Annotated in this window: 24 protein-coding genes and 1 pseudogene; 15 read left to right on the top strand and 10 right to left on the bottom strand. The window is 71.2% G+C overall.

The window, feature by feature from the left end; all coding sequences use genetic code 11:
- Nucleotides 1–127: 127 nt before the first annotated feature.
- Together sigJ and AB0D27_RS18390 are read left to right on the top strand one after the other, a co-directional pair.
- Nucleotides 128–1072 carry an RNA polymerase sigma factor SigJ gene (sigJ, locus tag AB0D27_RS18395; RefSeq protein WP_362509288.1) on the top strand — a complete coding sequence of 315 codons (945 nt, stop codon included), beginning with the start codon at nt 128–130 and terminating at the stop codon, nt 1070–1072.
- A complete protein-coding gene (locus AB0D27_RS18390; protein ID WP_362509285.1) occupies nt 1069–2616 on the top strand; it encodes a ubiquinol-cytochrome c reductase cytochrome b subunit in 1548 nt (515 codons plus the stop codon). The genes sigJ and AB0D27_RS18390 overlap by 4 nt, the downstream gene beginning before the upstream one ends.
- On the opposite strand, the gene AB0D27_RS18385 is transcribed toward AB0D27_RS18390, so the two are convergent.
- Nucleotides 2527–5622 (bottom strand): glycoside hydrolase family 2 TIM barrel-domain containing protein, encoded by a 3096-nt coding sequence (locus AB0D27_RS18385; RefSeq protein ID WP_362509282.1) that lies wholly within the window; start codon nt 5620–5622, stop codon nt 2527–2529. The genes AB0D27_RS18390 and AB0D27_RS18385 overlap by 90 nt on opposite strands.
- A 256-nt stretch (nt 5623–5878) precedes the next feature.
- On the opposite strand from AB0D27_RS18385, the gene AB0D27_RS18380 reads away from it, so the two are divergent.
- From AB0D27_RS18380 to AB0D27_RS18355, 6 genes are all read left to right on the top strand, one after another.
- Nucleotides 5879–8254 (top strand): SpoIIE family protein phosphatase, encoded by a 2376-nt coding sequence (locus AB0D27_RS18380; RefSeq protein WP_362509279.1) that lies wholly within the window; start codon nt 5879–5881, stop codon nt 8252–8254.
- A gap of 252 nt (nt 8255–8506) precedes the next feature.
- Nucleotides 8507–9727 (top strand): arsenic transporter, encoded by a 1221-nt coding sequence (locus AB0D27_RS18375; RefSeq protein WP_362509404.1) that lies wholly within the window; start codon nt 8507–8509, stop codon nt 9725–9727.
- A gap of 5 nt (nt 9728–9732) precedes the next feature.
- Nucleotides 9733–10221, top strand: coding sequence for a universal stress protein (locus AB0D27_RS18370; RefSeq protein ID WP_362509276.1), 489 nt, complete (start codon nt 9733–9735; stop codon nt 10219–10221).
- Between the two features lie 66 nt (nt 10222–10287).
- Nucleotides 10288–11139, top strand: coding sequence for a phytanoyl-CoA dioxygenase family protein (locus AB0D27_RS18365; protein ID WP_362509274.1), 852 nt, complete (start codon nt 10288–10290; stop codon nt 11137–11139).
- A gap of 180 nt (nt 11140–11319) precedes the next feature.
- Entirely contained in the window at nt 11320–12246 is a 927-nt protein-coding gene (locus AB0D27_RS18360; protein ID WP_362509272.1) for an endo alpha-1,4 polygalactosaminidase, read from the top strand.
- A 414-nt stretch (nt 12247–12660) separates the two neighbouring features.
- Entirely contained in the window at nt 12661–14262 is a 1602-nt protein-coding gene (locus AB0D27_RS18355; protein ID WP_362509401.1) for a phospholipid carrier-dependent glycosyltransferase, read from the top strand.
- Here the strand turns inward: AB0D27_RS18355 and AB0D27_RS18350 are convergent.
- Both AB0D27_RS18350 and AB0D27_RS18345 read right to left on the bottom strand, forming a co-directional pair.
- Nucleotides 14240–14815: a flavoprotein gene (locus AB0D27_RS18350; protein ID WP_362509270.1), complete on the bottom strand. Its 576-nt coding sequence runs from the start codon at nt 14813–14815 to the stop codon at nt 14240–14242. The genes AB0D27_RS18355 and AB0D27_RS18350 overlap by 23 nt on opposite strands.
- 10 nt (nt 14816–14825) lie before the next feature.
- Nucleotides 14826–15284 (bottom strand): nuclear transport factor 2 family protein, encoded by a 459-nt coding sequence (locus AB0D27_RS18345; protein ID WP_362509268.1) that lies wholly within the window; start codon nt 15282–15284, stop codon nt 14826–14828.
- A 107-nt stretch (nt 15285–15391) separates the two neighbouring features.
- Here AB0D27_RS18345 and AB0D27_RS18340 point away from each other — a divergent pair, with 107 nt between their 5' ends.
- Complete coding sequence (locus AB0D27_RS18340) at nt 15392–15964, top strand: TetR/AcrR family transcriptional regulator (RefSeq protein WP_362509266.1); 573 nt, start codon at nt 15392–15394, stop codon at nt 15962–15964.
- Between the two features lie 530 nt (nt 15965–16494).
- Nucleotides 16495–16635, top strand: a complete 141-nt coding sequence (locus AB0D27_RS18335) for a hypothetical protein (RefSeq protein WP_362509263.1) — start codon at nt 16495–16497, stop codon at nt 16633–16635.
- Between the two features lie 19 nt (nt 16636–16654).
- Here the strand turns inward: AB0D27_RS18335 and AB0D27_RS18330 are convergent, their stop codons facing one another.
- Both AB0D27_RS18330 and AB0D27_RS18325 read right to left on the bottom strand, forming a co-directional pair.
- Nucleotides 16655–16849 (bottom strand): ferredoxin, encoded by a 195-nt coding sequence (locus tag AB0D27_RS18330; protein ID WP_362509399.1) that lies wholly within the window; start codon nt 16847–16849, stop codon nt 16655–16657.
- 18 nt (nt 16850–16867) lie between these two features.
- Nucleotides 16868–18070, bottom strand: a complete 1203-nt coding sequence (locus tag AB0D27_RS18325) for a cytochrome P450 (protein ID WP_362509260.1) — start codon at nt 18068–18070, stop codon at nt 16868–16870.
- Nucleotides 18071–18427: 357 nt separating this feature from the next.
- Here AB0D27_RS18325 and AB0D27_RS18320 point away from each other — a divergent pair, with 357 nt between their 5' ends.
- Both AB0D27_RS18320 and AB0D27_RS18315 read left to right on the top strand, forming a co-directional pair.
- Entirely contained in the window at nt 18428–19060 is a 633-nt protein-coding gene (locus tag AB0D27_RS18320; RefSeq protein ID WP_362509257.1) for a LysE family transporter, read from the top strand.
- Between the two features lie 84 nt (nt 19061–19144).
- Nucleotides 19145–19606, top strand: coding sequence for a carboxymuconolactone decarboxylase family protein (locus tag AB0D27_RS18315; protein ID WP_362509254.1), 462 nt, complete (start codon nt 19145–19147; stop codon nt 19604–19606).
- A gap of 36 nt (nt 19607–19642) precedes the next feature.
- Here the strand turns inward: AB0D27_RS18315 and AB0D27_RS18310 are convergent.
- Nucleotides 19643–20077 (bottom strand): annotated as a pseudogene (locus AB0D27_RS18310) (nuclear transport factor 2 family protein).
- A gap of 164 nt (nt 20078–20241) precedes the next feature.
- Here AB0D27_RS18310 and AB0D27_RS18305 point away from each other — a divergent pair.
- Nucleotides 20242–20685 (top strand): nitroreductase family deazaflavin-dependent oxidoreductase, encoded by a 444-nt coding sequence (locus AB0D27_RS18305; RefSeq protein WP_362509251.1) that lies wholly within the window; start codon nt 20242–20244, stop codon nt 20683–20685.
- A 142-nt stretch (nt 20686–20827) separates the two neighbouring features.
- Here AB0D27_RS18305 and AB0D27_RS18300 read toward each other — a convergent pair whose 3' ends face one another.
- Nucleotides 20828–21784, bottom strand: a complete 957-nt coding sequence (locus AB0D27_RS18300) for a cation diffusion facilitator family transporter (RefSeq protein ID WP_362509396.1) — start codon at nt 21782–21784, stop codon at nt 20828–20830.
- 200 nt (nt 21785–21984) lie between these two features.
- Between AB0D27_RS18300 and AB0D27_RS18295 the strand changes: the two genes are divergently transcribed.
- Nucleotides 21985–23001, top strand: coding sequence for a glutathione S-transferase C-terminal domain-containing protein (locus AB0D27_RS18295; RefSeq protein ID WP_362509248.1), 1017 nt, complete (start codon nt 21985–21987; stop codon nt 22999–23001).
- 23 nt (nt 23002–23024) lie between these two features.
- On the top strand, nt 23025–23333 hold the full coding sequence (locus AB0D27_RS18290; protein WP_362509245.1) for a DUF4235 domain-containing protein: 309 nt from the start codon (nt 23025–23027) through the stop codon (nt 23331–23333).
- Nucleotides 23334–23343: 10 nt separating this feature from the next.
- Here AB0D27_RS18290 and AB0D27_RS18285 read toward each other — a convergent pair whose 3' ends face one another.
- The 3 genes from AB0D27_RS18285 to AB0D27_RS18275 form a co-directional block, all read right to left on the bottom strand.
- Nucleotides 23344–23736 (bottom strand): VOC family protein, encoded by a 393-nt coding sequence (locus AB0D27_RS18285; RefSeq protein ID WP_362509242.1) that lies wholly within the window; start codon nt 23734–23736, stop codon nt 23344–23346.
- An 84-nt stretch (nt 23737–23820) separates the two neighbouring features.
- The gene (locus tag AB0D27_RS18280; RefSeq protein WP_362509239.1) at nt 23821–24282 is read right to left on the bottom strand and encodes a pyridoxamine 5'-phosphate oxidase family protein; all 462 of its coding nucleotides are present in this window, start codon (nt 24280–24282) and stop codon (nt 23821–23823) included.
- Between the two features lie 76 nt (nt 24283–24358).
- Entirely contained in the window at nt 24359–25078 is a 720-nt protein-coding gene (locus AB0D27_RS18275) for a TetR/AcrR family transcriptional regulator (RefSeq protein WP_362509236.1), read from the bottom strand.
- Nucleotides 25079–25113 lie beyond the last annotated feature (35 nt).

Here is a 25113-nt window from a genome sequence, read left to right as displayed (position 1 = left end):
GGCGGCCGTCGGAGCCGGTGTGACGCCGGGCAAGCCGCATGAGATGTACGTCACATTTCGCCGTCAGCTGTCACATTCGGGCCCCCTCAGGCCCTCGCAGTAGTGAGCGCACCAAGGGAGGCAAGGCATGTCCCAAAGCACCGCGCCGGGCACCGACGCGGCCACGCAGGTGTTCGTCGACCACCGCGAGCTGCTCTTCGCGATCGTCTACAACATCCTCGGTACCGTCGCCGACACGGAGGACGTGCTCCAGGAGACCTGGCTGTCCTGGACGGGCCGCGCCCACCGCTCCCCCCTCGACGGCATCAACAACCCGCGCGCCTACCTCGTACGCATCGCGGTCAACCACGCGCTGGCCCGCCGCGCCGCCATCACCCGCCGCCGCGAGACGTACATCGGCCCCTGGCTTCCCGAACCCCTGCTGGACGAGGCCGCCCCCGACGACTCCGCCGACGACCGCAGCATGCGCTCCGAGTCCGTGTCGCTGGCGATGCTCGTGGTCCTGGAGTCGCTCACCCCGCTGGAGCGCGCGGTGTTCGTCCTGAACGAGGTGTTCGGCTACGCGCACACCGAGATCGCGGAGGTCATCGACCGCAGCCCCGCCGCCGTGCGCCAGCTCGCGCACCGCGCCCGGCAGCACGTGCACGCCCGCCGTCCGCTCTACCGGGCCCATCCCCGCGTACGCCGGCAGGCGACCGAACGCTTCGTGGAGGCCGCGCTCGGCGGTGACATCGCGGCGCTGATGGAGATCCTCGCGCCGGACGTCACGGTGTGGACGGACGGCGGCGGCAAGGCACACCGGACGGGGTTGCGGCCGGTGCACGGCAGGGACAAGGCGGCCCGGCTGCTCGCCGGCTACGCCACGCGTCGCGGGACGGGCTTCGACGTCCGCTACCGGCGGGTCAACGGGGACGACTCCGCCGTGGTGTTCGAGGGCGAGTCGCCGTACGCCGTCATGGTCATGGACCTCACCCAGGACGGCGAGCAGGTGTCCGACGTCTACATCGTCACCAATCCCGACAAGCTCGCCCACGTACGACGGGACGAGGAGACCGAGGAGGAGGGCTCGTGACGACCACGGAGCGGCCGGCCGAGCAGGCGTCCTCCGGCGAGCGCGTCGCCGACTGGTTCGACGGCCGCCTCGGCGTCTATTCCCTCGGCAGGCGGTACCTGCGCAAGGTCTTCCCGGACCACTGGTCCTTCCTGCTCGGCGAGATATGCCTCTACAGCTTCGTCGTCCTCGTCCTCACCGGCGTATACCTGACCCTGTTCTTCCATCCGTCGATGAACGAGGTGGTCTACCACGGCAGTTACGTCCCCCTGAACGGCATCCGCATGTCCGAGGCGTACGCCTCGACGCTCGACATCAGCTTCGACGTACGCGGCGGACTGCTGATCCGGCAGATCCATCACTGGGCCGCGCTGATCTTCCTCGCCGGGATGCTGACGCACATGATGCGGCACTTCTTCACGGGGTCTTTCCGCAGGCCACGCGAGGTGAACTGGCTGCTGGGCTGGACGCTGCTGCTCCTCGGCATGTTCGAGGGACTCTTCGGCTACTCGCTGCCGGACGATCTGCTGTCGGGGACCGGCCTGCGCTTCGTGAACGGGGCGCTCCTGTCGACGCCGATCGTCGGCACGTATCTCTCGATGTTCCTGTTCGGCGGCGAGTTCCCGGGCCATGACATCGTGTCCCGCTTCTACTCGCTCCACGTCCTGCTGATCCCGGGCGTCATGGCGGCCCTCGTCGTGGCCCATCTGATCCTGGTCGTGTACCACAAGCACACCCAGTTCGGCGGGCCGGGCAAGACCGAACGCAACGTCGTGGGCACGCCGTTCATGCCGGTCTACCTGGCGAAGGCGGGCGGCTTCTTCTTCCTGGTGTTCGGTGTCATCGCGCTGATCTCGGCGGTCGCGACCATCAACCCGATCTGGGCGTACGGCCCTTACCGCGCCGACCAGGTGTCGACGGGCGCCCAGCCGGACTGGTACCTGGGCTTCGCGGAAGGGCTCGTGCGCGTCATGCCGGGCTGGGAGATCACTCTCTGGGGCCACACACTCGTCCTCGGCGTACTCATTCCCGTCCTTGTCTTCCCGCTGCTCCTGGTCCTCATCGGCGTCTACCCGTTCGTCGAATCCTGGATCACCCAAGACCGACGTGAACACCATCTGCTGGACCGCCCGCGCAACCGGCCGGTCCGTACATCGCTCGGGGCGGCGTGGATCAGCCTCTATCTGATTCTGCTCGCGGGCGGCGGCAACGACATCGTGGCGACACGCTTCCATCTGTCGATCAACACCGTGACCTGGACGGTGCGGATCGCGCTGTTCGTCGTGCCCGCCGTCGTCTTCGTGGTGACCCGCCGCGTCTGTCTGGGGCTGCGGCAGCGGGACCGCGAACTGGTCGCGCACGGCCGTGCGACCGGCGTCGTCAAACGCCTGCCGCACGGCGAGTACGTCGAGGTGCACACCCCGCTGGGGCCGGCCGAACTGCACACGCTGACCGAGCACGAGCACCGGCTGCCGTCAGCCCGCCGGGACCTCGAGACGACTGATGCGCACCACGCCGTCGGCGGCTCCCGGGTGGCCGCTGGTCAGGACGAGACGCAGCCGTGAGCCCCGTGTCGCGTGGAAGGTGATCACGGTCGGTGTGTCGGACGCGGTGGCCCAGTCGACCGCCGCCCCCGTCACCGGTACGTACCGCTTGCCGTCCCACACCGAGACCTCGACCGAGACGGGCAGGGTGTGGGTGGCGTCGACCGTGAAGGAGACCTCGACGCGGTCGACGGCGCGGGGGCGCGCCCAGGTGACCGAGACCCAGTCGCCGGGACGGGCTCCGCTGAACGCGGGCAGCAGGGCCGTCGCCGACTTGTAGAAGGCGTTGGACCAGCCGGTGGCCGCGTCGCCATCGAGCATGGCGGCGGGGAGGGTGTCGAAGCGGCCGGAATAACTGGCGTCCGCGTACGGGTAGTTCGGGGCCGCCGGGTAGTCGGGCTCGAACGCCGTCGCCGCAGTGGTCGCCCTGGACCGGGCGGGAGTGGTCCGCACGGTCGTGGAACCCGTGCGCAGGCCTTCTGCACGTGCGGTCACCTTCAGGGCGCCTGCCTCGGTCCCGGAGCGGACGATGGCGAGTGCTCTGCCGTGGAAGGCGGTTCGGGTGCTCGCCTGGTAGCGCTCGGCGCTCTCCTCCCTGCCGTTGTCGAGACCGGCGATCGACCCGCCGTCTACGTCGAAGGCGATCAGATGCTCGGCGTCCGGCACGACCACACTGCGGGCGTCGACCACGTCCGCGCTCACGAACACGAGCGAACGCCCGTCGGCGGCGAGCGAGGTGCGGTCCGGGGTGAGGCGTATCGCGTGCGGGGCACCGGCGGTGCGCAGGACGTCCGTCGCGACCGTCCTGCCACCTTGCCGGGCGACCGCCTTCAACTCGCCCGGTTCGTACGGGACTTTCCAGCTGAGGTGCAGCTTGCCCGCGCTGCCGTTCGGGCTGGTGTAACTTCCGGGACAGGGACCGTCGGTGAAGGTCTTGTCGTCGCCGGTCGCCTCCGTGGTCTCCAGGTACGTACGCCCGTCGGTGGTCTTCTTGGTGTCGAAGACCCGCGTGCCGAGGGACTTTCCGTTGAGGAACAGCTCGACGGTGTCGACGTTCGCGTAGGCCCAGACCTCGACCGTGTCCCCCGTCTCGTGGTTCCAGCTCATGGGCAGCAGATGGACCATGGGCTCGCTCGACCACTGGCTCCTGAACAGGTGGTACATGTCCTTCGGGAAGCCCGCGGTGTCGACCGCGCCGAAGAAGGAGGCCTTCACCGGGAAGACGTCGTACGGCGTCGGTTCCCCGATGTAGTCGATGCCCGACCACAGGAACTCGCCCGCGAACCATTTCCGGTCCCGGTCCTTCTTGTGCCCGTACTCGCCGCTCATCGTCCAGGAGGCGAGGTTGTTGTCGTACGAGGAGGTGGCGCGCCCGCCGGGGGTGTGGTTCTCGCCGGTATTGAGGTGCTCCGGTTCCTGGTACGTGGAGCGGGTCGAGGTCTGCGACGACGACTCGGACTCGAAGAGGAAGAGGTGCGGGTAGGCGGCGTGCAGGGCGTCCACCGACTTGGCGATGTTGTAGTTGAGGCCGAGCCCGTCCAGCTTGGCGAGCATGAGGTCGGCCGCGGAGCCCTTCGTGGGCACGCGGCGGTACTTGTCGGAGCCGATGACCAGCGGGCGGGTGTCGTCCGCGGCCTTGACGGCGCCGATGATCCGGTCGGCCATGGCGAGCCCGGCGGTGGAGGTGGAGTCGGGTATCTCGTTGCCGATGGACCACAGGACGACGGCCGGTGAGTTGCGGGCCGCGAGGACCATCTCGGTGGCGTCCTTCTCGCACCACTCGTCGAAGAACCGTCCGTAGTCGTAGGCCGTCTTGCCGGTCCGCCAGCAGTCGAACGCCTCCACCATCATCACGATGCCCAGCTCCTCGCAGACCTGGATCATCTGCGGTGAGGGCGGATTGTGGGACGTGCGGAAGGCGTTGACGCCCATCGACTTCATGATGGTCATCTGCCGGCGTACGGCGTCGATGCTGATCGCCGCGCCCAGCGCGCCCTGGTCGTGGTGCAGGTCGACACCCTTGATCTTGGCGTGGGCGCCGTTGAGGTGGAAACCCTCGTCCGGGTCGAAGCGGAACTGCCGGATGCCGAACGGGGTGCGGCAGGTGTCGACGGTCGCGCCGCCGACACGCAGCTCGGTCGCCAGGGTGTAGCGGTGCCCCGGGGTCGCGAAGTCCCACAACTTGGGCTGATCGACGGTGAGTTCGTGTGTCTCGTCCGTCCGGTCGGCGATCGTGACGGTCGTGGCCGTATGCGCTGCCGTGCGGCCGTCCGGGTCGAGGATCCGGGAAATCACCTGGACGTCGGCCGAGGCGCCGGTCTGGTTGACGACGGTCGTCCGCGCCCGGACGACCGCCCGCTGGGCTGTGATCTCCGGAGTCGTGACATACGTGCCCCATCGCGGGACATGCACCGGCTCGGTGACGACCAGGCGGGCTTCGCGGTAGATGCCGCTGCCCGAGTACCAACGGCTGCTGGGGAGTCGGTTGTGGACCTTCACGGCGATGACATCGGGGGTGGTGCCGTCGGTGTGCAGCAGCCCGGTGAGGTCGAAGGCGAAGCCGGTGTATCCGTACGGATGGCGGCCGACCTCCTTGCCGTTGCAGTAGACGTACGAGTCCATGTAGACACCGTCGAACTCCACCGAGATCCGCTTGCCCGCGAGGGCGGGCGGCAGCGTGAAGGTGGTGCGGTACCAGCCGAGGCCCCCGAGGAAGAATCCGGTGCCGCTGGTGGTGCCGTGCTCCGTGGTCGGGGTCTGCTCGATGCTCCAGTCGTGCGGCACGGCGACCTCCCGCCACGCCGAATCGTCGTAGCCGGGCTGCGCGGCTTCCCCGTACGCGCCCGTGGGGTCGGTGATGCCGCCCGGGTTGACCAGCGCGAAGCGCCAGCCGTCGCGCAGGGCGAGGGTGCGTCGGCCCGGAGCGCGGTCGGCGGACGCCGCCCAGGCGTCGGCGGCGCCCGTGAGCGCACCGGCCGCGGGGACGGCCGTTCCTGCGATCAATACCGATCTTCGAGTGACCGTCATGGCGGCTCTCCCTCATCGGGGCCCATAAGTCATCACAACTGATCGTGAACAAACAGATTCTGACGGGATGACACACACGGCCGTCAAGGGTCCGGCACTCACTTCCGCCCCGCGCCTCACATCGGCCGGAAATCCACCTTGCGGATCGTTTCGCTCCGCGCTCCGTGGTTCCGGGGTGCGTGGGGCGCCCACGCACTAGGCTGGAGCGCGAGTGACGCGCTTGTTCACTGTGAGTGTGCGCAATGGAGTGGCGACGATGAGCCCGGTCCATCCACTCGACGAGGCCGCCACGGCACGGGCAGTCGTCGACGAGAACGGCACCTTGATCCGCTGGAGCGAGGGGGCCCGCCGACTGCTGGGCTACACGCCCGAGGAGGTCGAGGGCCGCCCGGCGGCGGACCTGCTGGACCGGGCGGGTGACCCGCCGCCGTCCGCGCCCCCCGGCAACCGCTGGAGCGGCACCCTCCCCCTGCGCCACCGCGACGGGCGTGTTCTGTCCGTGTGGCTGCTCGCCCATCGCGCCGAGCAGGACGGCGAGTGGTTTCTGGTCACCCCGCTGGAAGGCGCGGAGCCCTGCGTTCAGGACGATCCGCTGATCAGAGCGGTGCTCACCCAGTCGCCCTGCGCCATGGCCATCTACGACGAACGGCTGCGGCTGTACGGGGTCAACGACGCGATGGCCAAGGTGATCGGCCTGCCCGAGGCCCGCATCCGGGGCCTGCGGATCTCCGAGATCGGCGGCAAGCGGGCGAGCGAGAAACTCGAGGAGGAGATGTCCGGCGTGCTCGTCTCCGGCGAGGGACGCGATGTGGAGACGTACATGCGGTCGGGCGGCGAGGACCACGCGCATGCCTGGCTGATTCGGATCGCGCCGCTGACCGATGGCGACGGGCGGGTGCGCGGCGTGTGCCTGGCCGCGCACGACTTCACCGAGCAGTACCGGGGCCGGGAGCGACTGCAGCTGGTCAACGAGGCGAGCCGCCGCATCGGCAGCACCCTCGACGTCACCCGGACGGCTCAGGAGCTCGCCGACGTCTGCGTGCCCGCACTGGCCGACTTCGTCAGCGTCGACCTGCTCGACCCGCCGCTGCACGGGGGCGAGCCGCACTCCGAGCCGCCGAGCGCCCCGATCACACTCCGCCGCACAGCCCATCGATCGGTGACCCCGGGCTCGCCCGAGGCGGTCGTCACGCTCGGGGCGGTCGACGTCTATCCCGTCGCCTCACCGCAGACCGACTCCCTGATCGCCGGCCGGACGATCGTGGCGCCGGACGCGACCACCACGCTGGAGGAGTGGTTGGCCTGGGACAAACGGCGGCGCGAGCGCGTCGCGAAGTACGGCATCCACGGCACCATGTCGGTGCCCATCCGGGCCCGGGGCCAGACCCTGGGCGTCGCGGTGCTCACCCGGTTCCGACGCCCCGACCCCTTCACCCCCGACGACGTCCTGCTCGCCGAGGAGGTCACGGCGAGGGCCGCCGTCTGCATCGACAACGCCCGGCGCTTCTCCCGCGAGCGTGAGACTGCGCTGGCCCTGCAGCGCAGCCTGCTCCCCCAGTCACTGCCCCGGACGGCAGCCCTGGAGGCGGCCTCGCGCTACCTTCCCGCGGCGCGTGCCGGGGTGGGCGGCGACTGGTTCGACGTGATCCCGCTGTCCGGGATGCGGGTCGCCATGGTCGTCGGCGACGTCGTCGGCCACGGTATCCAGGCGTCGGCGACCATGGGGCGGCTGCGCACCGCCGTCCGCACGCTCGCCGACATCGACCTGGCCCCGGACGAGCTGCTCACCCACCTCGACGACCTCGTCGTGCGGCTGTCCGAGGATGCCGGGCCCGAAGGCACCACCGGTGAGGTCGGCGCCACCTGCCTGTACGCGGTGTACGACCCGGTCTCCCGCCGCTGCACTCTCGCCCGGGCTGGGCATCCGCCGCCGTACATCGTCCCTCCGGACGGTCCCCCCCGGCAGATCGACCTCCCGGCCGGACCGTCGCTGGGCCTGGGCGGACTGCCGTTCGAGTGCGTGGAACTCGAGCTGCGCGAGGGCACGGTGCTGGCGCTGTACACCAACGGGCTGGTCGAGAGCCCGGGGCGAGATCTCGACGTCGGCCACCAGCTGTTGTCACGAGCCCTGGAACAATCGTCCCAGTCCCTGGAATGGGCGTGTCACGCGATCCTGCAGGCGCTGCTTCCGGTGGGCGGCGCCACGGACGACGTTGCCCTGCTGGTCGCCCGTACGCACGGCCTGCCTCCCTCCCAGGTGGCCACCTGGCACATTCCCGCCGACCCTGCCCTCGTCGCGCCGATCCGCAAGCAGGTGGTGGACCAGCTGGACACCTGGGGGCTGAGCGAGGCGACGTTCACGACCGAGCTCGTGGTGAGCGAACTGGTCACCAACGCCATCCGGTACGGCGAGCCGCCCATCCGGCTGCGTCTCATCCACGACGCCACCACCCTCATCTGCGAGGTGTCCGACGGCAGCCACACCGCCCCGCATCTGCGCCGGGCGAAGATCTTCGACGAGGGCGGCCGCGGGCTGCTGCTCGTCGCCCAGCTCACCCAGCGCTGGGGCAGCCGGCACACGACCGAGGGAAAGACGATCTGGGCGGAGCTGACGCTCGTCGACGAGGAGTGACGCCCTCATCGGGCCCGTCGGCCGCGTCTGATGTGATGGACGGGCGCCACGCTCACCCCGGAGGACCGAACCCTGAACACCCCGCTCACCCAAGGCCTCTCCGTCGCCTGGAACACCCCGCTCGCCCAAGGGCTCTCCGTCGCCCGGAACACCCCGCTCGCCGACACTCTCCCCGCCTCGCACTCCACGCCTCTCGCCGAAACCCTCGCCGCCGCTCTCGGCTCGCCCTTTGCCGAGGCCCTCTCCGTCGTCCTGCTCGTCGCGGTCCTCGTCTGCGCGGTGATCCGGCCCTTCAACTGGCCCGAGGCAGTCGTGGCGGTCCCGGCGTCGGGGCTGGTCGTCGCCACCGGCGCGATCTCCTGGGACCACGTCCGCGCGGAGAGCGGGCATCTCGGGCCGGTGATCGGTTTTCTGGCGGCGGTTCTCGTGCTGGCCCGGTTCTGCGACGACGAGGGGCTCTTCCGGGCCTGTGGCGCGTGGATGGCCCGCTGGGCGGCGGGGCGGCCGGGCCGCCTGCTGACCGCGGTCTTCGCGCTCGCCTCCGCGATCACGGCGGTGCTCAGCCTGGACGCGACGATCGTGCTGCTCACTCCCGTCGTGTTCGCGACGGCGGCGCGGATGGGCGCCCGCCCGAAGCCGCATGTGTACGCCTGCACCCACCTCTCGAACACGGCCTCGCTGCTCCTGCCGGTCTCCAACCTCACCAATCTGCTCGCGTTCACGGCCAGCGGACTGAGCTTCACCAGGTTCGCCGCGCTGATGGTCCTGCCGTGGCTGGTGGCGATCGGCGCCGAGTACGTGGTCTTCCGGCATTTCTTCGCCCGCGACCTGGGTGCGGCGGCGCCCGCGCCGAGTGCCGAGGAGCCGCCGGATGTACCACTGTTCGCGCTGGTCACCGTGGGCTGCACGCTGGCGGGTTTTGTCGTCGCCTCCGCGCTCGGCATCGATCCGGCGTGGTCGGCTGCGGCGGGGGCACTCGTGCTCGCCGTCCGCGCGCTCGTCCGGCGCCGCGCCACCCCGCTCACCGTGCTGCGGGCCGCCGCACCGTCCTTTCTCGCCTTCGTCCTCGCGCTCGGCATCGTCGTACGGGCGGTGGTCGACAACGGGCTGGCCGACGCCCTGGGCCGGCTCCTGCCGGACGGCAGCGCTCTGCCCGCGCTGCTCGGCACCGCCGCGCTCGCCGCCGTGCTGGCCAACCTCATCAACAATCTGCCCGCGGTCCTCGTCCTGCTGCCGCTGGCCGCCGGGTCCGGGCCCGGCGCGGTGCTGGCCGTCCTGCTCGGGGTCAACATCGGGCCCAACCTGACCTACGCGGGTTCCCTGGCGACCCTGCTGTGGCGGCGTATCGTGCACCAGCACGAACACGGCGTGGACCTCAGGGAGTTCACCCGGCTCGGTCTGATCGCCGTGCCCGCGGCACTGGTCCCCGCCGTGCTGGCCCTGTGGGTCTCGCTCCACGTCATCGGAGGCTGATGGGTATGCGGGTGATCGTCTGGGTGGTCGAAGGAACGTGGCCGGCGTGTGTGGACGCCGTAAGCGGTCATGTCCCGCACGCGACGGACGTGGTGCTGCTGCACGTCACCGAACCCGGCGTGCCCGATCTGGCGCACGGCGCCTTCGCCGGCCTGCTCGGCCGCGGGCGCGGCGAGCCCGACCCGGGTGACCGCCTGGAAACCCTCGGTGCCACGTCGGCGGCGCGGCTCCTCGACACGGCAGCCGAGCGCCTGGGGCGCCCCGCCACGAGGCTGGAGCGTGCCGGGCGTGCCGAGCGGGAGGTGGTCGCCGCCGCCGAGGGCGCCGATCTGCTCGTGCTGGCCCGCGACGGCGACCGGGCGCGTCTCGGCCCGCGCAGCCTGGGCCCTGCCGGACGCTTCGTCGTCGACCACGCGCCCTGCCCCGTCCTGCTGGTCTGGCCCGAGCCGGCACCGGACGTCACGACGTTGCCGCCGCCTCCCGCGCATCCTTAGCGGCGAAAGGGGCATCGGTCTGGCGTGAGACAGGCAGGCGGGACACCGGTGAGGAGGCGCGGTCGTATGACAGTCACGGAGGAGAGCGGGCCGGGGCGGACCGACTCCGGGCCCGCGTCGGCGTCGGCGTCAAGTGTCGAGTCCGAATTCCAGGACAACGGCTTCGTGGTGGTACGCGGCCTGTTCAGCGCGGCCGAAATCGACGAGCTGTGCGCGGAGTTCACGGCGCTGCGCGCGGCGGGCCCGATCCCGGGGCACTTCGAACCGCGCGCCACGAAGAGCGACGGTCCGGCCGACCCGCTGCACGCCCACCCCCGCGTCCTGCACCCGCACCGGATCAACGCCCTGTCACTGCGCTTTCTTCTCGAGCCCCGGCTACGGAGCGTCCTGGAGACCCTGCTGGGTGAGGAAGTCCTGGCCGCGCAGAGCATGTTCTACTTCAAGCCGCCAGGCGCCCGCGGTCAGGCGCTGCACCAGGACAACTTCTATCTGCGGGTCGAGCCGGGCACCTGTGTGGCCGCCTGGATCGCCTGCGACGCGATCGACCGCGTGAACGGCGGTCTGGAGGTCGTGCCGGGCACCCACCGCATGGACCTGTTCTGTCCGGAGGAGGCGGACGCGGCGCTGTCCTTCGCACGCGAGTACGTTCCCCCACCGCCCGGCCTGACGGCCGTACCCGTCGACATGGCACCCGGCGACGTGCTGTTCTTCAACGGCAGCCTCGTCCATGGCTCCGGCCCCAACCGCAGCCCCGACCGCTTCCGCCGCTCCTTCATCGGTCACTACGTCGGCCGCTCCACGCACCGCATCGGCGGCTTCTACCGGACGCTCACGATGAGCGGCGAACCCGTCGCCCTGCCCGAGAGCGAGGGCGCGGGCCCGTGCGGCACGGAGTTCGCACCTCGGACTCCCCACTGACCTCAACAGGGCGCCTTGACGCGGGCGTGCCCGCACGATTTGATCCTCGCGTGCCGTGGTGCGTCCCGGCACGCAGAGGTGCGCCCAGCCGGTAGCGGACTCGGTTCAAGTCCGGCCAAAGTCGCCAGGATCGCGGGAAGCGTCCGAGGCGGGGTCGCACTCGCGACTGATGGAGCGGACATGCCCCGCAGGCGGGTTCTCCGCGTCGGAGGTGTGGGGGCAGCCGCTGCCCTGACGGCACTCCTGACGCTTGTGGGCTGTGGCTCGGGGCGGGACACCAGGGCCTCGCCGCACCGCCCGTCCGGGCATCCCGGAGCCGCGTCCTCGGCGTCCACCAAAGCCCCCGGGACGTCGTCGGAGCCGACGCCGCATCCCGACCCGACGCCGAGACCGACCGCCGTCCGCCTCCCCCCGCTCCACGCGGGCTTCGACTACCAGATCGGCGGCGCCTATCCGCCGCCCTCCGGCGTCCGCATCGTGTCGCGCGACCGTTCGGCGTCCCCCGCGCCCGGCCTCTACAACATCTGCTACGTGAACGCCTTCCAGGTACAGCCCGAGGAGCGCGACAAGTGGCCCGCCGACCTGCTGTTGCGGGACACGCGCGGCAAGGTCGTGGTCGACAAGGACTGGGACGAGGCGCTGCTCGACATCCGTACACCGGCCAAGCGCGAGCGGGTGGCCGCGCGCGTCGACCGATGGATCGACGGCTGCGCCGACAAGGGCTTCGACGCGGTCGAGCCGGACAACTACGACAGCTACACGCGCTCCCGGCACCTGCTGACCGCCGACGACGCCACCGCGTTCATCACCCTGCTGTCGGCGCACGCGCACGCCCGGCATCTGGCCATCGGGCAGAAGAACACCGTGGAGCTGGCGGGACTCAGGTCCCGCACCGGGCTCGATTTCGCGGTGGCGGAGGAGTGCGGCGAGTACGACGAGTGCGAGGCGTACGCGAAGGCGTTCCACGACCGGGTGGTGGTCGTCGAGTACACCGACAGCGGTCTGCGCAAGGCCCGTTCGGGCTTCGGCAACCGGCTGAGCATCGTGCGCCGCGATGTGATGGTGTCGACGCCCGGCAGCGCGGACTATGTCCGCAGGACCCGTTGACCGGGACCACCACCGACACGCGACTGCCACGCGTGCCAGTTGACCGGCGCCCGGTCTGGCCCGGGTTCGGCGGGCCGCCGTGGAAGAGGCGGGCGGCGAGGAGGGAGGCCGCCTCGTCCACCGTGCCGGGCTCTGCCACGCCACGGCGTCTACCGCGCGGCCACCGACGCCGTGGCTCACCCGGATCCGGAGCTGTGGCGGTGCATACTCATGACTCCCCACCTGAATCCGGGTGCCACCGGATGAGCAGGCTCGTACGGAGCGGACGTAACAAAGGGCATGGCGACATTCATGGCCGGCAGGCACGGGGACCGCGTGCCGGTGAGCGGTGCGGAGCCGCCCAGGCGATTCGAGTGGCTTCGGCGGCACCGGCGGTGGGTGTTCGTGGTGGCCGTGACCGCGCTGCTGGCCCAGATGGCGTTCGCCATGGTCACGACGGCCGTGGAGCAGACCCCGACGATCGACGAGCCCGTGTACGCGGGCACCGCGGTGGTCTACGTCCAGCAGCACAGCCTGCGCTACAACCCCGAGCATCCGCCGCTGGGCAAGCTGATCATCGCGAGCGGGCTGGTGTTCGCCCACCCGCACCTCGACGCCGGCTTCGCGGGTGATCAGACGGCGCTCGGGCGGCGCCTGCTGTACGAGTCGGGCAACGACCCGGGGCGGTTGATGCTGTGGGCGCGGCTGCCGGTGATCGTGCTGACGCTGCTGTTCGGGCTCGTCGTCCTCGCGTTCGCCCGGGAACTCGTCGGACGCGTGGGCGGGCTGGTGGCACTCGCCCTGTACGCCTTCTCGCCCGATGTCATCGCGCACGGCTCACTGGCCACCCTCGACGTACCGGCGTCGGGTTTCCTGCTGACGTCGGTGTGGCTGCTGTGGCGGGCGCGGCGGCGTCCGCTCCCTCACCTTCCGCTCGCCGGGGTGGCGCTCGGGGCGGCGGTGGCCACGAAGATGAGCATGCTGCCCGCTGTTCCGCTGCTGCTGGCCCTGGCGGTGGCGTCGGTGTGGCACGCGCGCGGCCTCGGCAGGGGCGCGGGGACACCGCATCTCGGCACGGGCGGAGAGACACCGCGCCCCGCGAAGCGGCAGCTCCTTTGGCTTGGCGCGGCGGCCGCGGCCGGTATGGCGCTGGTGGCCCTCGCCGTGGTGTGGGCCACGTATCTCGCCGTCGATCCGCGGCTGCGCTGGACGGCGCCCGCGGATCTCCCGGCCGTCCACGGACTGCGCGGGCTGCTGATCGACTGGCTGCCCTTCCCGCAGCCGTACCGGGACGGGATGCGCGTCCAGTTCGGCTTCGAGCACGCGACCTGGCAGGGCTTTCTGTTCGGCCGGCTCTATCGCGGCTCGCTCTGGTACTACCTGCCGGCCGCGCTGCTGGTGAAGACACCGCTGGGCATGCCGGCGCTGTGGTCGGCCGGAGCCGCGGCGATGACCGCCCTGCCCCGGCTGCGGCCCGCCGCCCCGTACGTCCTCATTCCCCCGGCGCTGCTGCTGGCCGTGGCCATGAGCGGCTCCCGCGATCTCGGAGTGCGCTACGCACTGTTCGTACCGGTGTTCCTGGCGGTCGCGGCGGGCGGTGCCGTGGCCCTGCGACGGCGATGGGCCCAGGTGGCCGTGGCGGCGCTGCTCGTGTTCGTGGCCGTCAGTTCGCTGCGCACGTACCCGTACTACCTGCCGTACTCGAACGAGGCGTTCGGCGGGCCGTCCAAGACCCGTCTGCGCCTGCACGACTCGAACGTCGACTGGGGACAGGACCTCGGCCGCCTCGCCGACCGCCTGGACCGGCGTTACCCGCACCAGAAGGTCTGGCTCGTCTACAAGGGCGCCGGTGTGCCGTCGTACTACGGCATCGACGCGGCTGATCCGCGCACGGCACCGCCGAGCGAGGTGCACGGGCTGCTCGTCGTGTCCGACACTTCGGTCGCCAAGGCCGACGACCGGCTGAAGGCCCTGCTCAGGACCAGCCGGCCGATCGACGACGTCGGCCACTCGATCACGATCTACCGTCGGCCCTAGGTGCAGTCTCGACGGCCGGCGTGGCTTGCGGGGTCAGCAGGTCCAGCACACTCCCCCAGCGGAACTCCGGGCGCCCGCCGTCGGGTCGCGGCTCCCCGGCGTACGGGTCGCCGAAGCGGACCCCCATCCCGCGCAGCCGCTCGACGCTCGCGCGGTAGGCGGGGTGGGCCGCCAACGCATCGTTCACACACGGCAGTACGGCGATGGGGACACCGAGGCCGTACGCCTCGCACAGGGTTCCCAGGGCGAGGGTGTCCGATATGCCGGCCGCCCACTTGTTGACGGTGTTGAAGGTGGCCGGTGCGACGGCCACCGCGTCGGGGGCAGGGAAAGGGCGCGGGTCGCCCGGGGAGCGCCAGGCCGACCGGATAGGGCGGCCCGTCCGCGCCTCGACGTCCGTCGCGTCGATGAACCCGAGGCCCTGAGGTGTGGCGATGACGCCGACCTCCCAGTTCCGCTCCTGTGCCGCGGTGATCAGTTCGCCGATGTCCTCGGCGATGCCCGCCGCGCAGACGACGACGTAGAGGAAGGGCTGCTCTGGGCGTTCGCTCACCCGCCCAACCCTATTGAACCGGGAAGGAGGCCCCGCGCTCCGCCTCCGGGCGCGGGCCGAGGATCCGGCGTTCCTTCTCCTCGATCGGTACGTCGTTGATGCTTGCCTCGCGCCGCGTCATCAGACCGTGCTCGTCGAACTCCCACAGCTCATTGCCGTACGAGCGCCACCACTGCCCGTCGGCGTCGTGCGACTCGTACTGGAAGCGGACGGCGATGCGGTTGCCGTCGAACGCCCAGAGGTCCTTGCGCAGGGCGTACTCCCGCTCGCGCGCCCACTTCGCCGTCAGGAGTTCGACGATCTCGGCGCGGCCCGTCACGAAGGTGTCGCGGTTGCGCCAGACCGAGTCCTCGGAGTAGGCGAGCGAGACCTTGTGGGGATCGCGGGTGTTCCAGGCGTCCTCGGCGGCCTGGACCTTCTGGACGGCTGTCTCACGGGTGAAGGGCGGCAGGGGCGGGCGGTCGGTCATGAGGTTCCTCAATCTCGCGGGCGGGGTCCCACAGTGAGAGAACGGACGTTCTCACACCCGACTGCTAACGTAGAGAACGACCGTTCTCACGTCAAGGAGCCCCCCGCATGGACAGCACGGCCGCCCGGCGCCAGGCCCTCGCCCGGGACCAGGCGCTCGACGCCGCGGAGGAGCTGTTCTACGGACGCGGCATCCAGAGCGTCGGCATGGATGACATCCGCGGAGCGTCAGGGGTCTCGCTCAAGCGGCTCTACCAGCTCTTCCCCGCCAAGGAGCGGCTCGTCGAGGCGTACCTCGAGCGGCGCGACATCCGCTGGCGGCAGCGGCTGGCCGAGCATGTCGACCGGCACGAGGAACCGGGTGAGCGGATCCTGGCGGTCTTCGACTGGCTTCGGCGGTGGTTCGCGGAGCCCGGCTTCCGCGGCTGCGCCTGGATCAACGCGTACGGGGAGCTCGGCACCACCTCGCCCCGCGTCACCGCCCAGGTCAGCGCGCACAAAGCCGCGTTCAAGGACTATCTGCGGAGCCTGGTGGCCAACGCCGGGCTCCCCTCCTCCGTCGCGGACCAGCTGTATCTGCTGGCCGAGGGTGCCATGGTCACCGCGGGCATCACGCGGAGCACTGAGCCCGCCGAGCAGGCGGCCGAGGCGGCGCGACTGCTGGTGGAAGCCCGGCGATAGGGGCGGGCGCTCAGGCGGCTCCCGCGCCGCGCGCGGGGAGGAGTTCGTCGGGGAGCGGGTTCCGGACCGGTTCGGTGAGGCGACGACACGAGCGATCCCGCGTATGAGGCCCGACTGGCCGACTCCGTGGACTCGCTCTGCTGGTTGTCCTCGGCACGTCGAGTCCGGCCGAGCGGAACGCGTTCGTGCTCCACGACCTGTTCGCGGTGCCCTTCGCCGAGATCGCCGTCGTCGGCGGCCGCAACCGAGTGGCCGCCAAGAAGCCGGCCAGCCGCGCGCGCCTCAAGGTGCGGGGCGCCGGTGGTGTCCGGCACCGAACTCGGCCGGCACCGGCATGTCATCGACGCCTTCCTCAGCGCCGCGCGGGGCGGCGACCTCGGCCCTGCTCGCCGTCCTGAACCCCGATGTCGTACGCCGGGCGGATCCCGTCGCCGTGCCGGTGGGCACGGCGACAGGGGTGCGCGGCGCGGGAGACCGTGCTCCCGCGCGAGCGGTCGCGCCACGCGGACCTGGCGCCGGTCGATGGAACCGTGGGACTGGTCGTCGCCCCGCGCGGACGGCTGCTCATCGCCCTCACCCTCACGGTCGAGGGCGAACGGATCACGGCGTACGAGGTGATCGCCGACCCCGTACGCCTGCGTGGGCTCGATCCGGCGGCCTTGGAGAAGTGACCCGCTTGACTGGTGGCCGTCAGGTCTCGGACACCGTGATGGCGGAGACCGGGCAGGCCCGCGCCGCCTCCCGGACCATCGGGTCGCCGCCGCCGTCCTCGCGGCCCGGCAGCAGCTCGCTGAATCCGTCGTCGTCCTGGGTGAAGACGCCTGGGGCGGCGAGGGCGCACTGGCCCGCGCCGATGCAGACGTCCTTGTCGATGGTGATGTCGATGCTCATGCCTGCAGCCTCTTACCAGGTCACGGGGAGTTCCAGCATCCCCTGGATCGTGTCCCCGGGTTTGAACGCGATGGCGTCCGCGGGTGCGGCCAGGCGCAGTCCGGGGAACCGGTCGAAGAGTGACAGGAGCGCGATCTCCATCTCGGCGCGGGCCAGGTTCTGGCCGAGACACTGGTGGATGCCGAAGCCGAAGGCGACGTGATGACGGGCCGGGCGGTGCCAGTCCAGGGCGTCCGGTTCGGTGAAGGTGTGCGCGTCGCGGTTGATGACGGAGGTCGCGAAGACCACGCCCTCGTCGGCACGGATCGTCTTCCCGGCCACCTCGATGTCCTCGGTGGCGACCCGCAGCAGCCCGTCGGCGATGGAGAGGAAGCGCAGCAACTCCTCTACGGCGGCGGCCATCAGCGTCGGGTCGGCCCGCAGTTCGGCGAGCTGCTCGGGATGCCTGAGCAGGGTGAAGGTACCGAGCGAGATCATGTTGGCGGTCGTCTCGTGCCCGGCGACGAGCAGGATCGTCGCCAGCGAGACGAGGTCCTGGCGGTCCATCGCCCCCTCGCGAAGCTGATCCTGGATGAGCTCGTCGAGGAGTCCGTCCCCGGGATCCTTCCGCTTGCGGTCGATCAACGAGCCGAAGTACGCGTCCAGTTGCGCGCGCGCCGCCTCCGTGTCGGCCGCGGCGGGGCCGCGCAGCAGCCTGCGGGACTGTTCCTCGAAGAAGTCGTGGTCGGTGTAGGGGACGCCGAGCAGGGCGCAGATCACCATGGAGGGCACGGGAAGCGCGAACGCGTTCACCAGCTCGGCCGGTGGGCCCTGGTCTTCCATCCGGTCGAGGAGCCGGTCGACGGTCTCCTGGATGCGCGGGCGCAGCGCGGCGACCCGTTTGAGGGTGAAGCTCGGGACCAGCACGCGGCGCTGGGTGCGGTGCTCCGGATCGTCGACGCCGAGCAGCGCGACGCGGCGTGCGCGGGCCGCCGCGAACCGCTCCGTGGTGGCGGGGAAGGCCGGGCGGGTGCGGTCGGACGACAGCCGCGGGTCGGACAGGAGTGCGCGGGCGGCGCTGTGGCCGGTGACCACCCATACGCCACGCCCGTCGAACAGGGTGATCCTGGTGAGCGGGCGCGCCTCGCGCAGCGGGTCGTAGGCGGTGGGTGGGTGGTAGGGACACGTACGGTCCTGGGGGAAGGCAATCGGTTCTGTGGTGAGGGGCTTTGTCATGGATGACCTCGCAAGCGCTGGTTCCCTCTTGCCGATCTTCATTAGATGCCCCAGGCACCTACACGGCCACACGAAGTTCGGCCAGATGCGCTGGACGCCCGATCTGGCCGAAGCACGTGGGGAGCCCCGCCCAGGTCCTCGGGCTTCGCCGCCTCAGCGCTGCCCCGGTGGCCCGGGTATGGCCTGATCTCCTCCAGGATGGCCCCCGCGTAATTCGGTTGCATGCGCAGATCCGTAGCCCCAGGATCTGCGCATGTCCACGATCGAAGCCTTCCTGCCGCCAACCTCCGCCGCCGCTCGTCGGGTGCGGGGCCGGCAGCAGTCCGGACGACCGGGGAAGCCCACGCTTCCCCGGTCGTGACCGCCGCGCTCGTCGCGGGGCTTCTCGCGGGCTATGGCATCGCCATGCCCGTCGGAGCGGTCGCGACCTACCTCGTCTCCCTCACCGCTCGTACGTCCCTGCGGATCGGCGCCTACGCCGCGCTGGGCGTCGCGACCGCCGACGGACTGTACGCCCTGGTCGCCGCACTCGCAGGCTCCGCGCTCGCGGCCACGCTGACGCCGGTGCTGCCCCCGCTGCGCTGGGCCTCGGCGCTGGTGCTGGCCGCGCTGGCCGTGCGGGGCGCGGTGACCGCGTTCCGCCAGTACCGCGAGCGACGGCTCGCCACCCGGGCCGAGCAGGATTCCCCGCATCCCGCTCGTGCCTATCTGACGCTGCTCGGGGTCACGCTGCTCAACCCCACCACCGTCATCTACTTCGCCGCGCTGGTGCTGGGCAGCCGTACGGCCGAGGCGGTGCGGCCCCTGGAGCAGGGAATGTTCGTCCTCGCCGCGTTCGCCGCCTCCGCGAGCTGGCAGCTCCTGGTCGCCGGGGGCGGCGCCCTGCTCGGCCGGGTCCTGACGGGGCACCGGGGGCGGCTGGTGACGGCGCTCGCGTCGAGCGCGGTGACCACGGTGCTGGCCGTTCGGATGCTCGTGCCCCACTCATGAGCACGCTCCCTGTCACATTTCCCGGCCGGGCTTCGTCAGTGCGGTGACAAGCGATGAGCACGGCGAACACCTGAGGAGAACGTGATGCAGGCACGCATGAAGAACCCGGCGATGATCCTTCCCGGCGCGATGGAGGCGATCCAGGGGCTGTACCAAGCCACCGGCAAGGGCGGCGTTCCCCAGCAGACCCTCGAGCTCGTGCATCTGCGGGCCAGCCAGATCAACGGGTGCAGCGCCTGCGTCGACGCCGGTGCGCGCGGCGGCCGCAAGGCAGGCCTGACGGACGAACGGCTCTGGTCCGTGGCGGCCTGGCGCGAGGCGCCGTACTACTCGGACGCCGAGCGGGCCGCGCTGGCGCTGGCCGAGGAGATGACGCGACTCGGCGACCGTTCCGGCGACGCGGTCAGCGACGAACTGTGGGACGAGGTCGCCGACCACTACGACGAGCAGCAGCTCGCCGCACTCATCCTTTGGATCGCGACGACGAACTTCTTCAACCGGCTCAACGCGACGATCAAGGAGCCCGCCGGGGCCACGTGGGGCTGAACGGGGGCGCGGCGGGAAGCCGCGGTCCCGCTCCCGCTAGGACGCGGGCTCGAACGCGCGGGCCACGGCCAGGCTGTCCTCGTACACGTGGTGCCGTACGACCAGTCCGTCCTCGACGGTGAGGTGCAGGGCGAACCGGGCACGGCAGGCGCGCCCGGTCGCGCCGGCCGTCCTGCGGATCTCGCCCAGGACGACCGCCTCGTCGCCGTCGACGAGGATCCGCTCGATCTCGGTGGCCGCGCCGCCGGGTACATGGTGCGCGGTAGTGGGCGGCGGCGTCGGCTCGGGTGGAGCGGTGGCGAATCCCCGGGGGCGGCGCGCTCGTGCTCGTCCTGCGGCCGGCTGAGCTTCCAGTCGCACCGCTCGGCATAGAGCTCGGCGATCCGCTCGGGGTCGCCCGCACCGATCCGAGTCAGGCAGTTCCTCGACCGCGGCGCGTGTCGTCGGGGCGTGATCGGTGGCCGTGGACATGGGGCCGCTCCTCCGTCGTCTCGTGCGGGAACGGCTCCACCGTGCCGCACACGTCCCTCCATTGGCGGTTACACGCGAGGTGATGGTGCGGAAGATTCGCGCCCGCACTGGTGTTGAATCGTGCCGAGACAGGACCAGTACGACGCGACGATGGGACGGAAGTCATGCCACTTGAGGGCGAGTACGAACCCAGTCCGACGCAGTGGGTGCGGGAGCAGGTGGAGCTGTACGAGAGTTCCGGCGGCACCAAGGGGACGACGCTGCAGGACACGGGCCTGCCCGTCATCATTCTCACCACACGCGGCGCGAAGAGCGGCAAGATCCGCAAGACCCCGCTGATGCGGGTCGAGCACGAGGGGCGCTACGCGGCGGTGGCCTCGCTGGGCGGTTCTCCCAAGCACCCGGTCTGGTACTTCAACGTCACGTCCGATCCCCACGTGGAGCTCCAGGACGGCCCCACGCGCCACGAACTGACGGCCCGGGAGATCACGGGTGACGAAAAGGCCCTGTGGTGGGAGCGCGCGGTCGCCGCGTATCCGCCGTACGCCGACTACCAGAAGAAGACCGACCGGGAGATTCCCGTCTTCCTGCTGGAGCCGACCGGCTGACGGGCACGCCCGCAGTCAGCGGCGACGAAGCACCGAGGGGCCCGGCGTCGCCGCCGGCTGCGCTCAGCAGCGGCGGCTTCGGGGTTCCCGAACTTTTCTGGGATCCGCGCGCATGATCCGCCGGCCGTCGGGCACCTGAGCCTCAGGCCCCGCCGCGCTCCCCCGTCGCGGCGGGGCTTCCCGCTGTCACGTCGCCGTTCCTGGCCGCGTCCCCCCGTACGGCCGCCCTGGCGGTCGGAGCGTCGGTCACGTCGAGGAAGATCTGATCGGCCTGGGGGACGATGTGGGCGACGGAGCGCTTGATACGAACGGCGACGTCCTCGACCTCCTCGCTGTCGAGACCGGGGACGAGGTCGATCCGAGCCGCGACCAGGGTGGAGTCGAGGCCCAGCTGCATGGTCAGCAGCGCCTCCACGCTGTCGATCTCGGGCTGCGCCTCCAGCAGGCCGCGGATCCTGCGGCTCAGCTCCTCGTCCGCGGCCCGCCCGATCAGCTGGTCGCGCGCGTCACGGCCCAGCAAGTAGGCGACGTACACCAGCAGCACCCCGATGGCGAGGGAGGCGGAGGCCTCCCACACGACCTGGCCCGTGACCATGTGCAGCACCATACCGACCATCGCGAGGGTCACACCGACGACCGCCGTGCCGTCCTCGGCGACCACCGTACGCAGCGCGGGATCCCGCATCCCGCCCGCGCCGCCCTGCTGGTGCACCTGGTGGAGCGCCCGCAACAGCGAGGCACCCTCCGCGAGCAGGGCCACTGCGAGGACGACGAGCCCCGCCACATAGCCGCGGAACGACTCATGGGCGCCGTTCCTGAGCGCCTCGACGCCCTGGAAGAAGGAGAAGCAGCCGCCCATCACGAAGATGCCGACGGCCGCCAGCAGCGACCAGAAGAACCGCTCCTTGCCGTAGCCGAACGGATGCCGACGGTCCGCGGGGCGACGGCTGCGGCTCAGCGCGGCGAGGAGGAACACCTCGTTCATGCTGTCCGCCACGGAGTGCGCCGCCTCCGAGAGCAGCGCGGGCGAGCCCGCGATCAGGCCGCCGACGGCCTTGGCCACGGCGATCAGCAGGTTGGCGCCCAGCGCCACCAGCACCGTGACGCGGGTCCTGCGGTCCGACCCGTTCTGCCGGTTCGGCCGGTCCGACCGGTTCTGCCGGTCCGTCGAGTCACTGTCCGAGTCACTGCCCACACCGCCCGGTTTCCCGGGGCCGCCCGCCTCACACCGTGGAGACGGCGGGAATCGGGGAACGCTCACGGGGGCACCCGTAGTGGAACACAGGAAGCGAGGGCGTCATGAGCGAGGGTGAGGGAAACGCCGAGTACGGCAAGAAGGTGTTCAAACGGTCCAAGAGCCACTTCGCGGACCGCGTTACGGCGGACGGCCGCGACGGCTGGCCGGTGGAGGCGGGCCGCTACCGGCTGGTCGCCAGCCGCGCCTGCCCGTGGGCGAGCCGCGCGGTGGTCTCGCGGCGGCTCCTGGGCCTTGAGGACGCTCTGTCGCTGGCGATCACCGATCCGATCCAGGACGACCGGAGCTGGCGGTTCGCGCTGGACCCGGAAGGCCGCGACCCGGTTCTGGGCATCCGGTACCTCAGTGAGGCGTACGACGCGCGCGAGAGCGACTACCCCGGCGGCGTCAGCGTGCCCGCCGTGGTGGACGTGCCGAGCGGAAAGCTGGTCACCAACGACTACCAGTGGATCACGCTCGACTTCGCCACCGAGTGGACGGCCCTGCACCGGGACGGCGCCCCCGACCTGTACCCGGAGCGGCTGCGCGACGAGATCGACGAGGTCATGGCGGACGTCTACGAGGACGTGAACAACGGCGTGTACCGGGCGGGCTTCGCCACCCACCAGGAGGAGTACGGGCAGGCGTGCGCGGGGGTCTTCCGTCGTCTGGAGCTGCTGGCCGGGCGTCTCGCGGACCGCCGGTATCTGGTCGGCGACACGATCACCGAGGCGGACATCCGGCTGTTCACCACGCTGGTCCGTTTCGACGCCGTCTACCACGGCCACTTCAAGTGCAACCGCTGGAAGCTGATGGAGAACCCGGTGCTGTGGGCGTACGCGCGTGACCTCTACCAGACGCCGGGATTCGGTGACACCGTCGACTTCGACCACATCAAGCGGCACTACTACCAAGTCCACACGGGCATCAACCCGAGCGGAATCGTCCCCCTCGGACCCGACCTGTCCGGCTGGCTGACGCCCCATCACCGCGAGCAGCTCGGCGGCCGGCCGTTCGGCGACGGGACCGCGCCGGGCCCGGTGCCCGAGGCCGAACGGGTGCCCGCCCGCGGACGTCCCTGACCGGAGAGGCAAAGGAGACCAAGGTGGCCAAGAAGCGGAAGAAACTCAAACTCCCCCTCGCCTACAAGCCGATCGGCTTCGTACTGAGCTGGGCGGGCGGCGCCCTCGCCGGACTCGCCTTCCAGAAGGCCTGGATGGCGATACGTCACGAGGAGGACGCGCCCGACGCCCTGGACAAGGACCGCGGCTGGGGCGAGGTGCTCCTTGCCGCCGCCCTGCAGGGCGCGATCTTCGCCGCCGTGCGCAGCGCGGTGGACCGCACGGGCGCGACGGCCATTGAGCGCTCCACTGGCGTGTGGCCGTCCTCGGACAAGGGCGGCGGCCGGGACTGAGGACCGGGCGTCAGCCCAGCTTGGGCGCTGTGGGCCGCACGCGGCGCAGGGTGAAGGAGTGTCCGGCCGGGTCGGCGTAGCCGCGCTCCTCGAAGGGGCCGGAGGCGTCCTTGGTGTCGAGCGGCCGCCCGCCGAGGCCGACCACCCTGCGCTCCGCCTCGTCCAGGTCCGTCACATGGAAGTCGAGGTGGGCCTGGAGGGAGTTCTCGGGGCGCGGCCAGCTCGGCGGCGTCGCCATGACGTCACGGCGGAACGCCATCCGGATGCCGTCGGCGCCCCTGATCTCCACGCGGTTCGCGGTCGCGTCCGTCTCCTCGGCCTCGATCAGTTCCTTGTAGAAGGCGGCGAGCTTCTCGGGCTCGGCGCAGTCCAGCACCACGACGCCTGCCGTGACCAGTGCCATGTCTCCTCCGTAGGGGTCCCGGGACGACGCGGTCGGCATCCGGCCGCCGCTGCCCCGCCCTCCCGGGTACCCCGTGCGGCGAGTTCAGTCGGCGACCAGCCACGCGCCGTCGCGCATGAGGTCACGTCCGGAGATCTCGTTGGCCTCGCGCCAGGCCTGCACGCGCTGCGGGGTGACGCTGAAGTAGAGGTAGGCGGCGGTGAGTTCACGGGGGTCGAAGCCCGTCTTCTCGGCGAAGGTGTCACCGACTCCGTCCGGCAGCTCGGCGGCCTCCAGAGCCCGCACGGTGCCCTCGACGAGCACCACGTCACGGGTCGGCCCGATCCCCAGGCGCGCCGTGCCGGTCGCCCGCAGATTCCGGCCCGTGGGACTGTCGGCCGGCGTGGCCATGAGCACGGTCGTGCCGTCCCAGAGGAAGGACAGCGGGATCAGATACGGCGTTCCCCCGACGCCGTCGGCCGTGGCCACCCAGGCGTCGACGTCGTTCTCCAGCCGGTCGAGCGTGTCCTGCTTGCGCTGCTTCGGGGTGCGGGCGGGTGCTTTCATCGTCAGGCGCTCTCCTTGTAAGTAGCCGGTACGGGAGTTGACGTGCGAGCCCTCCCCAGTGTGACGCGCCGGGCACTTATGCGTGCCCGGCCGCCCTGATCTCCTCCAGGCGGGCCGCCGCCGCGGTCAGCAGCATGTCCAGTGCCGTCGGATACGCGCTGCGCCGCATGTCCGCCACCAGGTGGGGCGCCGTCGCCGCGATGTGCGGGTGGGTGTCGGCGGGCAGCCGCGCGTACGTCGCCCGCCACACGTCCGCCTCCGCCGCGCGCGCCGGCTTCGGGAGCGCGACGCTCGCCGCGTCGAGGGCCGCGAAGGCCAGCGCCTGGTCGACGAACGCGTGGTAGATCCGTACCGCCTCGGGGTCGGGGAAGCCGGCACCGCGCAGCACGCCGAGGATCGTCTCGACGGCCTCGATCTCGTGGACCCGCCCCGTGACGCGGTAGGAGCTGAGGACCGCGGCCTGGGGATGCGCCAGCGCCCCGGAGTGCATGCGCAGGCCCAGGTCCCGCAGGTCGGCGCGCCAGGCCCCGGTGGGGCGCCAGGTGCGCAGCGTACGGCCGATGAGTTCGTCGGCGATGGCGAGCAGCAGGTCGTCGGTGTCGCGGAAGTACCGGTACAGGGCGCTGGGGTCGGCGCCGAGGGCGAGGCCGAGACGGCGGACCGTGAGGGCGTCGGCGCCGTGCTCCTTGAGCAGCCGCAGCGCGGTCTCGACGATCAGCTCCTCGCAGAGGACGACGCCCGTCTTGGTGGGGCGCCTGCGCCGACGGGCGGCGGGCGGGACGACTCGGTCGTTCATGGGCTCTCCTTCCGCCGGTCCTCCGGTGCGGGCAC

Origin of the sequence: Streptomyces sp. NPDC048415, from assembly GCF_040651675.1 — a bacterium.
Taxonomy (GTDB): Bacteria; Actinomycetota; Actinomycetes; order Streptomycetales; family Streptomycetaceae; genus Streptomyces.
This window is presented reverse-complemented; position numbering and strand designations above follow the sequence as displayed.